The 13,333-nt window shown below is 71.8% G+C and carries 15 protein-coding genes; 12 read left to right on the top strand and 3 right to left on the bottom strand.

The window, feature by feature from the left end:
• The 11 genes from ACFWY5_RS24690 (at nucleotide 1) to ACFWY5_RS24640 (ending at nucleotide 8,335) form a co-directional block, all read left to right on the top strand.
• Complete coding sequence (locus ACFWY5_RS24690) at nucleotides 1-1,227, top strand: dihydrolipoamide acetyltransferase family protein (RefSeq protein ID WP_379625375.1); 1,227 nt, start codon at nucleotides 1-3, stop codon at nucleotides 1,225-1,227.
• 65 nt (nucleotides 1,228-1,292) lie between these two features.
• The gene (locus ACFWY5_RS24685; protein ID WP_379625377.1) at nucleotides 1,293-1,796 is read left to right on the top strand and encodes a flavin reductase family protein; all 504 of its coding nucleotides are present in this window, start codon (nucleotides 1,293-1,295) and stop codon (nucleotides 1,794-1,796) included.
• 23 nt (nucleotides 1,797-1,819) lie between these two features.
• Complete coding sequence (locus tag ACFWY5_RS24680; RefSeq protein WP_379625379.1) at nucleotides 1,820-2,878, top strand: LLM class flavin-dependent oxidoreductase; 1,059 nt, start codon at nucleotides 1,820-1,822, stop codon at nucleotides 2,876-2,878.
• A gap of 13 nt (nucleotides 2,879-2,891) precedes the next feature.
• Nucleotides 2,892-3,401 (top strand): DoxX family protein, encoded by a 510-nt coding sequence (locus ACFWY5_RS24675; RefSeq protein WP_379625381.1) that lies wholly within the window; start codon nucleotides 2,892-2,894, stop codon nucleotides 3,399-3,401.
• A complete protein-coding gene (locus ACFWY5_RS24670; protein ID WP_379625383.1) occupies nucleotides 3,398-4,243 on the top strand; it encodes an ABC transporter permease in 846 nt (281 codons plus the stop codon). The genes ACFWY5_RS24675 and ACFWY5_RS24670 overlap by 4 nt, the downstream gene beginning before the upstream one ends.
• Nucleotides 4,240-5,052, top strand: coding sequence for an ABC transporter permease (locus tag ACFWY5_RS24665; RefSeq protein ID WP_379625385.1), 813 nt, complete (start codon nucleotides 4,240-4,242; stop codon nucleotides 5,050-5,052). Before ACFWY5_RS24670 ends, ACFWY5_RS24665 begins: the two co-directional genes overlap by 4 nt.
• A complete protein-coding gene (locus ACFWY5_RS24660) occupies nucleotides 5,049-5,807 on the top strand; it encodes an ABC transporter ATP-binding protein (protein WP_379625387.1) in 759 nt (252 codons plus the stop codon). The genes ACFWY5_RS24665 and ACFWY5_RS24660 overlap by 4 nt, the downstream gene beginning before the upstream one ends.
• Nucleotides 5,808-5,817: 10 nt before the next feature.
• Nucleotides 5,818-6,765 carry an ABC transporter substrate-binding protein gene (locus ACFWY5_RS24655; protein WP_379625389.1) on the top strand — a complete coding sequence of 316 codons (948 nt, stop codon included), beginning with the start codon at nucleotides 5,818-5,820 and terminating at the stop codon, nucleotides 6,763-6,765.
• Between the two features lie 39 nt (nucleotides 6,766-6,804).
• On the top strand, nucleotides 6,805-7,224 hold the full coding sequence (locus tag ACFWY5_RS24650; protein ID WP_379625391.1) for an ester cyclase: 420 nt from the start codon (nucleotides 6,805-6,807) through the stop codon (nucleotides 7,222-7,224).
• Nucleotides 7,221-7,913: a Crp/Fnr family transcriptional regulator gene (locus ACFWY5_RS24645; protein ID WP_379625393.1), complete on the top strand. Its 693-nt coding sequence runs from the start codon at nucleotides 7,221-7,223 to the stop codon at nucleotides 7,911-7,913. The genes ACFWY5_RS24650 and ACFWY5_RS24645 overlap by 4 nt, the downstream gene beginning before the upstream one ends.
• 113 nt (nucleotides 7,914-8,026) lie before the next feature.
• Nucleotides 8,027-8,335, top strand: a complete 309-nt coding sequence (locus ACFWY5_RS24640; RefSeq protein WP_379625395.1) for a hypothetical protein — start codon at nucleotides 8,027-8,029, stop codon at nucleotides 8,333-8,335.
• On the opposite strand, the gene ACFWY5_RS24635 is transcribed toward ACFWY5_RS24640, so the two are convergent.
• Genes ACFWY5_RS24635 through ACFWY5_RS24625 form a run of 3 tightly spaced genes read right to left on the bottom strand, consistent with a single transcriptional unit; the run spans nucleotide 8,295 to nucleotide 11,802 of the window.
• Nucleotides 8,295-8,855 carry a TetR/AcrR family transcriptional regulator gene (locus tag ACFWY5_RS24635; RefSeq protein WP_379625397.1) on the bottom strand — a complete coding sequence of 187 codons (561 nt, stop codon included), beginning with the start codon at nucleotides 8,853-8,855 and terminating at the stop codon, nucleotides 8,295-8,297. The genes ACFWY5_RS24640 and ACFWY5_RS24635 overlap by 41 nt on opposite strands.
• A gap of 9 nt (nucleotides 8,856-8,864) precedes the next feature.
• Entirely contained in the window at nucleotides 8,865-11,480 is a 2,616-nt protein-coding gene (pulA, locus tag ACFWY5_RS24630; protein WP_379634579.1) for a pullulanase-type alpha-1,6-glucosidase, read from the bottom strand.
• 7 nt (nucleotides 11,481-11,487) lie between these two features.
• On the bottom strand, nucleotides 11,488-11,802 hold the full coding sequence (locus tag ACFWY5_RS24625) for a hypothetical protein (protein WP_379634577.1): 315 nt from the start codon (nucleotides 11,800-11,802) through the stop codon (nucleotides 11,488-11,490).
• A 216-nt stretch (nucleotides 11,803-12,018) separates the two neighbouring features.
• Between ACFWY5_RS24625 and ACFWY5_RS24620 the strand changes: the two genes are divergently transcribed.
• Entirely contained in the window at nucleotides 12,019-13,308 is a 1,290-nt protein-coding gene (locus ACFWY5_RS24620; RefSeq protein WP_379625403.1) for an extracellular solute-binding protein, read from the top strand.
• Nucleotides 13,309-13,333: the final 25 nt, after the last annotated feature.

Below are 13,333 nucleotides of genomic sequence, written 5' to 3'. Positions count from 1 at the left end.
ATGGCCAGAGTCCTGCGCATGCCCGAGGTGGCGGCGGGCGCGATCCAGGCGATCCTGCGGGGGTGGGCGGTCGCGGCCGGCGCCCCGTTCGGGAAGGGGGAGGTGATCGCCACCGTCGAGACGGACAAGGCGGTGGTGGAGGTGGAGGCCGAGGAGGCGGGGGTCCTGCTGCGCACGCTGGTGCAGGACGGGGCCATGGTGGAGGTGGGGGCGCCGATCGCGGTCCTGGGCACCCCGGGCGAGCCCCCCGACACACTGGTCCCGGAGGCCCTGGCGGTCCCGGAGGCCCTGGCACCGGAGGTCGGCGCCCTTCCGGCCGACAAGCCCGTTGCGGGTGACTCGCCCGGCGGTCCGCACGCCTCCGGGCGGGCGTCTGCGGGCCGTACCGGAGAGCGGGTCTTCACCAGTCCGCTGGCCAGACGCCTGGCCAAGGAGGCGGGGTTGCGGGTGGAGGACATCCCCGGCTCGGGACCCAATGGCCGGGTCGTCCGCAGGGACGTGGAAGCGGCCGTGGCCGCCTCGGTGAAGGTGAAGGCCACGCGGACGCCCGTCTACATCGAGGTCCCGCACACGCCGATGCGCCGGGCCATCGCCGCCCGGCTCACCGAGAGCAAACGCACCGCCCCGCATTTCTACCTGCGCGGCACCGCCAGAGCCGACGCCCTGCTGGCGACGCGCGCCCAGCTCAACCAGGGCGGCGGCCCCCGCGTCTCGGTCAACGACCTGATCGTCAAGGCCGCCGCCCACGCCCACGTCCGGGTCCCGGCGATGAACGTCACCTGGACCGACACCGCCGTCCGCGCCCACACCCAGGTCGACATCGCCGTGGCCGTCGCCACCCCGGGCGGCCTGCTCACACCCGTCCTGCGCGCCGTCGAGCGCGCGCCCGTCTCCCTCGTGGCCGGCACCCTGCGCGAGTACGGCGAGCGCGCCCGCGCCGGCCGCCTGCGCCAGGACGAGCTGGAGGGCGGCACGCTCACGGTCACCAACCTCGGCATGCACGGACCGGAGGAGTTCACCGCGATCGTCAACCCGCCGCAGGCCGCGATCCTGGCCGTCGGCGCGGCCAGGCAGGCGCCGGTGGTCCGGGACGGGGCGGTCGTGGCGGCCACGGTCCTGACGGTGACGCTGTCGGTGGACCACCGTCCGGTGGACGGCGTGGTGGCCGCCGAGTGGCTGCGCGTCTTCCTGTCGCTGCTGGAAAATCCGCTCGCGATCCTGGCCTGACCAGCGGTTGTTGCATGTTCCACATCCGCTGGCCCGCGTCGCCGCAGGTCACGCAGGATGGCCGCATGAGCCTCACCGACGACGCCGCGGCGGTGCCCGCGCAGCTGTTCAAGACCCTGGCGGGCTCGCTGCCGACCGGGGTCACGGTGGTGACGAGCCTTGCAGGACCCGGGCGCCCGGCGGGCCTGACGTCGGGGGCGGTCTGCGCGCTGTCGGCCGACCCGCCGCTGATGCTCGTGTGCATCGGCCGCGGCTCGCGCACGCTGACGGCGATCGAACGGTCCGGCGCCTTCTGCGTGAACGTCCTCGACGCCGGCTCGGCCTCGCTGTCGGAGCGTTTCGCCGGCGGCGGGGACGGCAAGTTCGACGGCATCGCCTGGCGGCCGGGGCGCCACGGCGTGCCGGTGCTGACCCGGGGCACCGTCGCCCACGCGATCTGCGAGGTGCTGGAGACCGTCGGCGGCGGAGACCACCTCATCGTCATCGGCCTCGTCGTCGAGGGCGCCCGCGAGCGGGAGGCCGCCCCGCTGCTCTACCACCGCCGCCGCTACGCCGGATTCCCGGCCTAGCGACCACGAAGGAGGAACCCCGGATGCGCTTCTCCATCTACCTGAACGCCCAGACCCGCGGCCCGCACGAGGACGTCGGCATCATCGAGACCCTCACCCGCCAGGCCCTTGAGGCCACCCGGGCCGGCGTCCGGGGCATCGTGCTCACCGAGCACCATTTCTCCGGCTACAACACCTATGGCGACAACTTCATGTACGCCGCCCACCTGGCCGCCATGGCACCCCGCGGCACCCGGTTCTCCCTGGCCGTGGCGGTGCCCCCGCTGCACAACCCCATGCGGCTGGCCCAGCGTTGCAACCTGCTGGACATCCTCACCGGCGGCGAGCTGATCGTGGGCTTCGCCGCCGGCGGCTCGCCGCTGGAGTACGCCGGCATGGGCCGCGACCCCTCCCAGCGCCACGCCCAGATGATGCACAACCTGGAGATCCTCGAAGCCGCCCTGGCCAAGCGACCCGGCGATCCGCCCCTGGAGTGGGAGACCGCCTTCGAGCGCGGCACCCTGCACACCCGCATCATGCCCGCCGCCCATCACCGCTCCGCCCCGGCCTTCGCCCGCGCCACCCAGAGCGACTCCGGCGCCGAGTGGACCGGCCGCAAGGGCTGGTACCTGTTCACCGCCCGGGAGAAACCGCAGCCGCTCACCACCCGCTGGCGCGTCTATGAACAGGCGCTGCGCGACGGCGGCCTCGGCGAGGAGGCCGTGCAGGACCGGCTCGACTGGAGCATGGTCCAGAAGCAGGTCTACGTGGCCGACACCGGCGAGCAGGCCGAGCGGGAGATCCGCGAGCGTCTCGTGCTCATGGCCGAACACCAGCGGCGCAGCTTCGGCATGGTCAAGGACGTGCGCGACGCCGCCCACCTCAAGAGCGTCGTCGGAGTCTCGCCGCAAAACCCCGACGAGTTCCTCGACCAGGCCATGCTCATCGGCCACCCTGGCTCGGTGTCCGAGCAGATCAGGGAGTACGAGGCGGCCGGAGTCCGGCATATGGCGCTGCTGTTCAACTACGGGTTCATGTCGCCCGAGGTCTCCGACCGGTCGCTGCGCCTGTTCCTCGACCAGGTACTTCCCGCCTTCAGCTGAACGGAGCACGGTGATGGACATCGGGTTGCTGATCCTCCGCCTGGCGGTCGGCCTGGTCATGGTCTACCACGGCACGGAGAAGCTGTTCGGCTGGTGGGGCGCCGACGGGCTGAAGGGCGCCGCCGCGTTCTTCGGCCGCATGGGCTACCGGCCGCCGCTGCTGATGGCGGCGGTGGCGGGTCTGGCCGAGACCGCCGGTGGGCTGCTGCTGGCCGCCGGGGCGCTGACCCCGCTCGCGGTGCTGATGCTGGCCGGCACGTTCGCCAACATCGTCATCCTGCACCTGCCGAACGGGCTCTCGCGCCGCCGCAACGGCTTCGAGTACGAGCTGGTGCTGCTCGCGGCCACCTGCTGCCTCGCCTTCACCGGGCCGGGCGCGCTGGCCGTGGACGCGCTGCTGGGGCTCTCGCTGGCCGGCGCCACCTGGGGCGCGGTGCTCGTGGGTGCGGGACTGCTGGCGGGGGTGATCGTCTCGGCCAGCCGTACCGGGAAGGTCTCCGCGGGACCGGCGGGGGCGCCGTGAACGCGCCCGTCACCACCACCGGCGTGCGCGCCGAGCCGCGCCGTCCCGGCGTGCGCCGCCGCACCTCCCCGCGCGGCGCGCTCGCCGCCTTCCTCAGGGGTACGGCGGGCGCCGCGCTGCTGACCCTCGCCTTCGAGGTGTTCGCCCGGCTGGAGCTGGTCGATCCGCGGCTGCTGCCGCCCGCCGGGGTGATCCTGGGCGAGGCGCTGCGGCTGCTGGTGGATCCGGCGTTCCTGGTCGAGGTGTGGGCCACGCTCGTGGCGGTGCTCGGGGGTGTGGCGCTGGCCGCGGCGATCGCGGTGCCGCTCGGCGTCCTCATCGGCTCCTACCGGCTGGTCGCGCTGGGGCTGACGCCGATCATCGACTCGCTGCGGTCGGTGCCGGGGATCGCGATCATCCCGCTGCTGGTCCTGGTCATGGGCCAGGGGCTGTCGATGAAGGTGACGATCGTGGCGTTCGTGGCGGTGTGGCCGCTGCTGTTCAACACCGTCTACGGCGTGCGCGGCGTCGACCCGGTCGCGATGGAGACCGCCCGCGCCTTCCGGGTGCCGGTGCCGCGGACCTGGTGGCGGGTCGTGCTGCCGAGCGCGCTGCCGCTCATGCTCACCGGGCTGCGGCTGGCGCTGGCCACCGGGCTGACCGTGGGCATCGCCGCCGAGATCGCGGTGGGCACGCGCGACGGGGTCGGCTACTTCATCCTGCGCGCCAGCTATGCCGGATTCCACGCCGACACCGTCTTCGCCGCGGTGACGCTCGCCGGGGTGCTCGGCTACCTGATGAACGGGATCACCGTCGCGGTGACGAACCGCCTGGTGGTCTGGGACGGAAAGGGACCCTCATGAGTGTGGCGCAGGCGCCCGCGCACGCCCCGGCCGGCAGGGGCGCGGGCGAGCCGGCGCGGGGGGCGCTCGCCCGGTTCGGTCCGGTGGTGCTGGCCGTGCTGCTCTGGCAGTGGGCCGCGGTGGCGGCCGGCTCGCCGTTCTTCCCGCCGCCGGGACGGATCGCGGGGCGGGTGGCCGAGCTGTGGTTCAGCGAGCCGCTGCTGACCGAGCGGTTCTGGCAGGACGCCGGGCCCAGCGTGCTCAGGGCGCTGACCGGCTGGCTGGCCGGGGCGGCGGCCGGGGTGGTCGTCGGGCTGGCCGCCGGTCGGTGGAAGGCCGCCGCCGGATATGTCGATCCGCCGGTCAACTTCCTGCGTTCGCTGCCCAAGCCGGCGATCGTCCCGGTGTTCCTGCTGGTCTTCGGCTCCGGCGACCTCATGCGGATCGGGCTGATCACCTTCGGCTGCGTGTGGCCGGTGCTGCTCAACACCATGCAGGGGGTGCGGTCGGTTGACCCCATGTACCTGGAGACGGCCCGCGCCTTCCACATCCCGCCCCGCACCCAGCTCCTGCGGGTGGTGATCCCGGCCGCGCTGCCGAAGATCTTCGCGGGCATGCGGGTGACGTTGTCGCTCTCGCTCATCCTCATGGTGCTGTCGGAGTGGCTGCTGGCCGACCACGGGCTCGGCCACTTCCTCATCACCGCCCAGCGCACCTTCGAGATCCTCGACGTGTGGGCGGCGATCGTCCTGCTCGGCCTGCTCGGATACCTGCTCAACGTGCTCTTCCTCGCCGCCGAGCGGCGCGTTCTAAGGAGTCGCCCCTCATGACCGCACTCCAGGTGAGCAACCTGTCCAAGACCTACGGGGAGGGGAACCCGGCGCTGCACAACCTCTCCTTCGAGGTGCGGGAGGGCGAGCTGCTGTCGATCGTCGGACCGTCGGGCTGCGGCAAGACGACGCTGCTCAAGTGCGTGGCGGGGCTGGTCCCGGCCACGCGCGGCGCGGTGCGGGTGCACGGCGAGGAGGTGAGCGGCGTACCGGAGGGCCTGGCCGTGGTCTTCCAGGACTACGGGCGCTCGCTGTTCCCGTGGATGAAGGTGGGACAGAACGTCGAGTTCCCGCTGGAGACGCTGCGGTTGCCGAAGGCCGAGCGCCAGGAGCGGGTGGAACGCTCGCTGGCCGCGGTCGGGCTGGAGGGCAAGCACGAGCGCTACCCCTGGCAGTTGTCCGGCGGCATGCAGCAGCGCGTGGCCATCGCCCGCGCGCTGGCCTACCGGCCGAAGGTGCTGCTGATGGACGAGCCGTTCGCCTCCGTCGACGCCCAGACCCGCTCGGGCCTGGAGGACCTGACCCGCCGGGTCCATCTGGAGTTCGGGATGACGATCCTGTTCGTCACCCACGACATCGACGAGTCGGTCTATCTGGCCGACCGGCTCGTCGTCCTGCGCAGGTCGCCGGGGAGCGTGCTGGCCGAGCTCGTCATCGAGCTGCCTCGCGTACGCGATCAGATCGTCACCAAGTCGCTGCCGGCGTTCGTGCGCCAGCGCAGCGTCGTGGCCCAGCACATCAAAGACGCGTCCTGAGGAGAGCCTCGTGAAACGCACCATCGTCCTCTGCGTGGCAGCCCTGCTCGTCGCCGGTTGCGGGGGCGGGCCCACGCCGGCCGGTCCCGTCTCGATCACCATCAGCAATCCGGCCAACGTCAGCAACGTTCCGCTGCACCTGGCCATGGACAAGGGCTTCTTCGCCGCCGAGGGCCTGACCGTCAAAGCCGACGTGGACCTCGGCTCGGGCAGCACCGTCGAGGCGGTCGTCGGCGGTCAGGTGGACATGGCCTGGTCCAACGTGGTGAGCGGGCTGAGCGCGTACTCCAAGGGCCTCGGCGTCAAGCTCGTCGCCCTGACCGACACCGCGGTCACCGGGTCGCAGCAGGTGCTCGTGGGCAAGGGCTCGCGCGCCCGGAGCCTGGCCGACCTGAAGGGGCAGAAACTGGCCGTGCTGTCGCCGAGCACGGTCTGCATCCTCAACGTGCGCTCGGAGCTCAAGGCGAAGGGGCTGCCCGCGGACACGATCGCGTTCACGCCGGTGGCGCCGCCGGAGCACGCGAACGTGCTGGAGTCCGGAGAGGTGGCCGCGACCTGCACGAGCGACCCGTTCAGGACGCTCATGATCGACCAGCTCGGGGCCAGGCCGGTCTACGACACCTCCTCCGGGGAACTGGAGGGCTACGCGGTGGGCGGCTACCTGGTCTCGGAGAAGTACGCCGCGGCCAACGGCAGGGCGCTGGCCGGGTTCCAGCGGGCGCTGCTCAAGGCGACCGCCTACGCCAACGCCCATCCGGCGGAGGTGAAGGCGGCGCTGCCGAAGTTCACCACGATCGACGCGGCGGTGGCGAACAAGGTCGTCATCAACAGGTACCTGGAGACGGCGGACGTCGCCACGCTGCGCCCGCAGGTGCAGCGCATCGCCGACGCCATGCGCACCTACGGCCTGGCCGAAAAGCCCATCGACGTGTCCGGATATTTCCTGACCAGCCCGTGAGAGGCTGGATTCAGGTGAGCCCGTGAGAGGAGCACGCTGTTGCTGGCAGAGCCCGCCGCGCAGGCCCACACCGAGGAAGAGCTGCGCAACCTGGAGGTCGTCCGCGCCCTGCGCCACGCCACCGTGGCGGGCCGGCAGGCCTACATGGCGCCCGGCGCCCGGATCCACCGGCGGGGCATGGCCCATCTGGCCGCGCGCTCCGGCGCCTCCTACGCGCCGGAGGGCCTGCCCGACCGGGCCGACGAGATTCACGCGATGATCGCCAAGGGGGACCGGGTGTGGGCGGTGTGGACCATCCACGCCACCCACGGCGGCCCGCTGTTCGGCCATGAGCCGACAGGTCGGCCGGTGGAGGTGCTGGAGGTCGGCATCTGGCGCCTGGCCGGAGGCAAGGTGGTGGAAGCCTGGTTCCTGGCCGACGAGTACGCACTCGCCGAGACCTTCGGACTGCTGCCATGACCGGCGGGATCCCGCTGCTGGACGGGCTGGCGGAGGAGGTGGTGGCCGATTTCCTGTCGCTGGCCGCGCGGGCCGTCTTCCCGCGCGGCGCCCGGCTGTTCACCGAGGGGGAGCCGGGTGACTGCGTCCTGGTCCTGCTGAGCGGCAAGGTGAAGGCGACCAGGCCGAGCCCGGAGGGCGGCGAGATCCTGCTGACCATGGCCGGGCCGGGGGAACTCCTGGGCGAGCTGTGCCTGTTCGACACGGCCCCGCGCCAGGCCACGGCCACCGCCGTCCAGGACACGACCGCCTACCGCGCTCCGGTCAAGGAGATGTCGGACTGGGTCGACCGGCATCCCGAGGCGGCCCGCCGGGTCATGTGCCTGCTGGCCGCGCGCATCCGGCGCATGAACGACCGCATCGAGGACGCCGCGGGCGTGGACGTGGCCACCCGGGTGGCCAGGGTGCTGGTGGAGCAGGGGGCCCGTTTCGCCCGCCGTACCAGTGTGGGGCTGCGCCTGACGCTGGACCTCAGCCAGGACGACCTCGCCCACCACGTACGGGCCTCGCGCGAGCGGGTGAACCAGATCCTCGGCGACTTCACCCGCCGGGGCTGGATCACCAGGGACGGCGGTGACCTTCTCATCCTCGACGCCCGCCAGCTCACCCGCCGCGCCCGCCACCGCTCCCGCCGCCCGTCGCTGCCGTAGGGGGGCCGCGTGTGACGGGGCTCACGGGCGATCGCCGCCCGCCGCCCTCTCCGGTGTAGTAGACATGAGACAGCTAGATCCATTCGTCTCAGCGTCTCGGTTGAGGAGGGTCGATGCAGACCCGGCGAGAGGAACTCCAGGCCGTCCTGGCGAGGGTCAGGGCGAGCGGCGATCCGGCGGTTCCCGAGGACGTGCTGAGCGATCTGGCGCGGCGGTGGTACGCCGCGCTCGGGGCCCGCATGGACACGCTCCTGGAGGACGGAGCCCCGCCCGACGTCGTCCGGCGGGCCTACGACGAGCAGGCGCGGGCCGACCCCACGTGGCGCTGGGTGCTCGACGCCCACCGCGACCATCCGGCCGTGGCGCGGACCGAGGAATGGTTCATGCGGGTGACGCTGGGCGGCCAATCGCTGCCCATATGAACCGGGCGATCTCCGCGCTGCCGCCGAGCGAGGTGGTCGGGTGGGCGATCAGGCTGAGGATCACCCGGGTGGTGAACTCCACGGCCTGCTCGGGTGTGACCCGCAGCAGGTGGGCGTTCGGACCGGCGGCCAGGAACGGCGCCATCCCCTCGGTCAGGAACGTGATGAACGCCGTGTGCCCCGGCCGCTCGATGAGCATCGTGAACAGTTCCTCCGGCTCCTCCATGAGCATGCGCTGCAGCACGTCGTGGTTGCCGGTGAACTCCAGCGCGAACTCCACCGAGCGCGCGATCTGCTCCTGGGGCGGCTCCTCGGAGGCGAAGATCTCCTCGATCTGCTCGATGAACCTGGCCCCCTCGTGGCGTACCACGAGTTCGCCCATCCGGTCCTTGGAGCCGAACGCGCGGTAGACGGTGGCCCGCGAGACCCCGGCTTTGGCGGCCACGTCGCTCAGGGAGGTCTTGCGGTAGCCGTAGGTGGCGATGCATTCCAGCGCCGCCTGAATGAGCCGGTGGTCCACAGGCGGATTCTAGGGGGCGCTCACGAAGACCGCGGCGGTCCGGCCCGGTACGGCGAGCGTGCCGGTGGCGGCGTCGAAGCGGGACCGCCCGGCCACCGGGTCGGCCTGCTCCGGGTGGAGCGTGGTCGCGGTGCCCATCAGCTCCGGCACGGTCACGCCGCGCGTCTCGGGGGTGGCGTTGAAGACGACGGTGATCGCGGTCCAGCGCGGATCCAGGCCGGTGCCGTCCAGCCGCATGGCGATCACGCCGGGCGGCGCGGCCGGGAACGAGACCCGCTCGCGCGCCCGCGCGCCCAGCGCGAACAGCGGGGAGGAGCCCCGGATGCGCAGGAACTCCCCGAACCGCTCGCGCGCCGCGGAGATGGCCGCGCAGTCCGGCCGCAGTGCCGGATCGGCCAGCAGCGGCCGCGCGTAGGGCCATCTGACCTCGTTGTCCGCCTTCGGCGGCAGCCCAGCGCCGAACCCGTTGCCCCGCGCGCAGTCCCAGTGCAGGCGGTTGAACCAGTCGCCGGAGTCGTAGGAGTTGCGGTCCAGCGACTTCGAGCGCAGCCGCTCGCTGCCGGCGTGCACGAACGCGGTCCCCTGCCCCAGCAACGCCGTGGCCAGCGACAGCGCCTGCATCCGCACCCGCGCCGCCATGTCCGTGGCGGGCGGGAGCTTGTAGGCGAGTGCGTCGTAGAGCGTCTCGTTGTCATGCGCATCCACATAAGTCACGACATCGGAGGGGTGGGCGGCATATCCGGCTTTGTGGCCGTTGTAGAGCACGTCCGCGCCGGTACGCCCGTCGGGCAGCACGTAGTCGCGCAGGTTGCCGGTCAGCCCGAGCATGATGAGGTCCCGGTAGTGGGCGAGGCGCGCCGCCGCGTCCCCGTTGGCCGGGCCGCCGTTGAGATCGCCGGCCAGGCCGGAGCCGAAACCCTGCACGCGCGGGTCGGCGTCGAACGGCCCGCCGCCCCGCACCCCGTCACGCAGCCGGTCGTTGAAGGTGGCGATCCCGGTCCCGGCCAGGTTGGCCTGCGTGGCCTGCTCGAAGCGGGCGTCGTCGGCCACTTCCCCGAAGTTCCAGCCCTCGCCGTACAGCAGGATGTCCTTGCCGTTCACGCCGTCCTTGGCGGGCGTCAGGGCGTCCAGGGCCCGGCGCACGGCCAGGATGTTGGCCTTCGGGTGGTGTCCCATGAGGTCGAAGCGGAAGCCGTCCACCTTGTAGTCGCGGGCCCAGGTGACGACCGAGTCGACCACGAGCCGCCCCATCATGGCGTGCTCGGGCGCGGTGTTCGGGCAGCACGTGGAGGTGGCGACGGTGCCGTCGGGCAGAAGCCGGTGGTAGTAGCCGGGCACGATCGTGTCCAGCACGTCCGTGGAGTGGGTGTGGTTGTAGACGACGTCCATGACCACGCGCAGCCCCGACCGGTTGAGCCCGGCCACCATCGAGCGGAACTCGCGGGTACGCGCGTCGGGGTCGGTGGCGTACGAGCCCTCGGGCACGGTGTAGTGCAGCGGGTCGTAGCCCCAGTTGAAGCCGTCCTTGGCCGCGGTCTTGGCGACGCACTCCTGCTGCAGCGGCGAGTCCGGTGGCAGCGCGGCCAGGTCGCAGGGCGGCTCGCTCCGGTCGGCGCGGCGCTCCGGCACGGTGGCCAGGTCGAAGACGGGCAGCAGGTGCACGTGCGTGAGGCCGTCGCGGGCCAGGTCGCGCAGCGCCCGCATGCCCGCGCCGTCGCCGGTGAACGCCCGGTAGGTGCCGCGCAGGTCCTGCGGGACGGTGGCGTCGGCGGCCGAGAAGTCGCGTACGTGAAGCTCGTAGATGGTCTTGGCGGGTCTGGGCGGGGGTTTGGCGAGGTCCGTCCAGCCGGGCGGGCGCTGCGCGTCCAGGTCGGCGAGCCTGCTGCGCACGCCGTCGGCGGCCACCGCCAGGCTGTAGGGGTCGGTGACCTCGTTGGTGACGACGCCGCCGTGCGCGGGGGAGTGGACGGTGACGAGGTAGGTGTAGTCGCGCCCGCGCCAGGACCGGGGGACGCGCACGGACCACACGCCGGTCTTCGCCTCCCGCCGCATGGCGTGTTCCGTGTACGCCTGCGAGTCGCCGTCGTACAGGGCCAGCCCTACCCGCTGGGCGGTCGGGGCCCACAGGGCGAGGCGGTCGCCGGTGTAGCCGAGCGGCTCGTCGGTGGCGTACAGGTCGTCGAGCACGCCGGGCAGCTGGACGCCGGTCGCGGTCAGCAGCCGACCGTCCGCGTCGCGCTCGACCGCCGCCACCTGGCCGCGCAGCGCCTCGGGCACCAGGGCGGCGTCGCGCGGGTCCACGGTGTACGCGGGCAGCGCCTTGAGATGCGGCCACCTGGCCTTCTGCGCGTCGGTGAGCGTGCCGGGCAGCAGCCGGATGAGCCGCTTGACCGTGCCGGTCGTCGACTCGATCGCCTTGAGGGTGTCGTCGCCGGCCTGGTCGTCGCGGGGCCGCCAGACGACGGTGTCGCGGGCGATCCAGTGGGCCCGCAGCTTCTTCAGGTCCACGTCCGCGCCGCCCGCCCGCTGCGGCAGAACGTACCCGTCGGCACCGGACAGCTTCCACACCTCGTCGCCGTCCAGGCGCTGGTCGGCGGGCTGGTCCGTCTCCTCGCCCTTGTGCACGATGTACTCAGTCCCTTCGCGCCGTCGGCCGGCGGCACCCTCCAGTAGACACCGAAGGCGTCGCGACCGGACGCAGGCAGCGGGGCGTTCCACTCTCGGTCATGGCGAAGGAGAAGCGCTCGCGTGACAGCTCGTTCCGCGCGGCGTCCCTGGCCGGCGACTCGTCTCCCGGTTGCGCCCGGTCGCTCGGCGGGGTCGTCACGGGTCCGCCGGCCGGCGCCGCCGTACCTCTGCCCGCGATACCTCTGCCCGCCGGTACGGCGAGCGGCGCGGCGGCCGGGGCGAGGGCGGTGAGCGTGCGTAAGGCGGGGCGGGAGCTCACAGGCACTCCAGGAGAAAGGGAGGACGTTGCCCGGAACGTACGCGTTTGCGGAGGGCCTTGCAATGCCTTGCAGGAGATTGCAGCAAGAGCGCCGAAGATCGAGGCCTCAGATGTAACAAGTTTGCAGACCTTGCAGAAAGTTCTTCCGAAATTGGTCATGCGAGCGTAACGTCCCGGTTGCTTGACCCCGGTTTCGAGTACTTGAGGAGATGGACCATGCGGCGAGCCTTCCCTGCTGCGGCGGTCGTGGCGGCCCTTGCGCTGGCGGTTTCCGCCTGTGGTGGTGGTGAGAGCGCGGCTCCCGCCCCGGCGCAGTCGGCCGCCGACCCGTCGAAGATCAGCGGCGAGATCATCTGGTGGGACACCACCAGGCCCGACAGCGAAGGGCCGGTCTTCCAGGAGCTGATCAAGGAGTTCGAGGGCAAGTACCCGGCCATCAAGGTCAAGTACGTCAACGTGCCCTTCGACCAGGCGCAGAACCAGTTCCAGACCGCCGCCCAGGCGGGCACCGGCGCGCCCGACGTGATCCGTGCCGAGGTGGCCTGGACGTCGCAGTTCGCCTCGCTGGGTTACCTGCAGCCGCTCGACGGATCTCGGGCGATCGACAACGAGGCGGACTTCCTCCCCGGACCCCTCAGTAGCACGAAATATCAGGACAAGACGTATGCGGTGCCCCAGGTCACCGACACCCTCGCCCTGCTCTACAACAAGAAGCTCCTGGAGAAGGCCGGCCACACCGAGCCGCCCAAGAACGTCACCGAGCTCAAGCAGTTCGCCCTCGACGTCAAGTCCAAGGCCGGCGTCACCGGCCTGGCGCTCAACGTCGACGCCTACTTCCTGCTCCCCTTCATGTACGGCGAGGGCGGCGACACCCTCGACGTGGCCGCCAAGAAGATCGTGGTCAACTCCCCGGCCAACGTGAAGGCCATGCGGACCATCTCCGACCTGGTGACCTCGGGGGCCGCCGCGAAGCCCGCCGTACAGGACAGCTACGTCAACGCCATGACCGCCTTCAAGGACGGCAAGGCCGCGATGATCTACAACGGCCCGTGGGCGCTGTCGGAGATCTACCAGGGCGCGGAGTTCAAGGACAAGGCGAACCTGGGCATCGCGCCGGTCCCCGCGGGCAGCGTCAAGGCCGGTTCCCCGACCGGCGGCCACAACCTGGCGATCTACGCCGGGTCCAAGAACATCCCGGCCAGCTCCGAGTTCGTCAGGTTCATGACCTCCAAGGAGAGCCTGGCCAAGATGTCCGGCAAGCTCGGCCTGCTGCCGCCGCGTACCTCGGCCTTCACCGACCCGGCGGTCACCGCGAACAAGGACGTCACCGTGTTCAAGCCGGTGCTCGACTCGGCCGTGCCGCGGCCGTGGATCCCCGAGGGCGGCCAGCTGTTCCAGCCGCTGCTCGAGGGCTACCAGGCGCTGGTCGGCGGCAAGGAGACGCCCGAGCAGATGGTGAAGACGGTCGACGAGAAGTACCGCGGCATCTTCAAGGACTGGAGCTGACCGGTGCCGGACTCGGGCACATCTG

This window comes from Nonomuraea sp. NPDC059007 (assembly GCF_042740555.1).
Taxonomy (GTDB): domain Bacteria; phylum Actinomycetota; class Actinomycetes; order Streptosporangiales; family Streptosporangiaceae; genus Nonomuraea.
The sequence above is the reverse complement of the archived record's forward strand: the minus strand, read 5'-3'. Positions and strand labels throughout refer to the sequence as shown.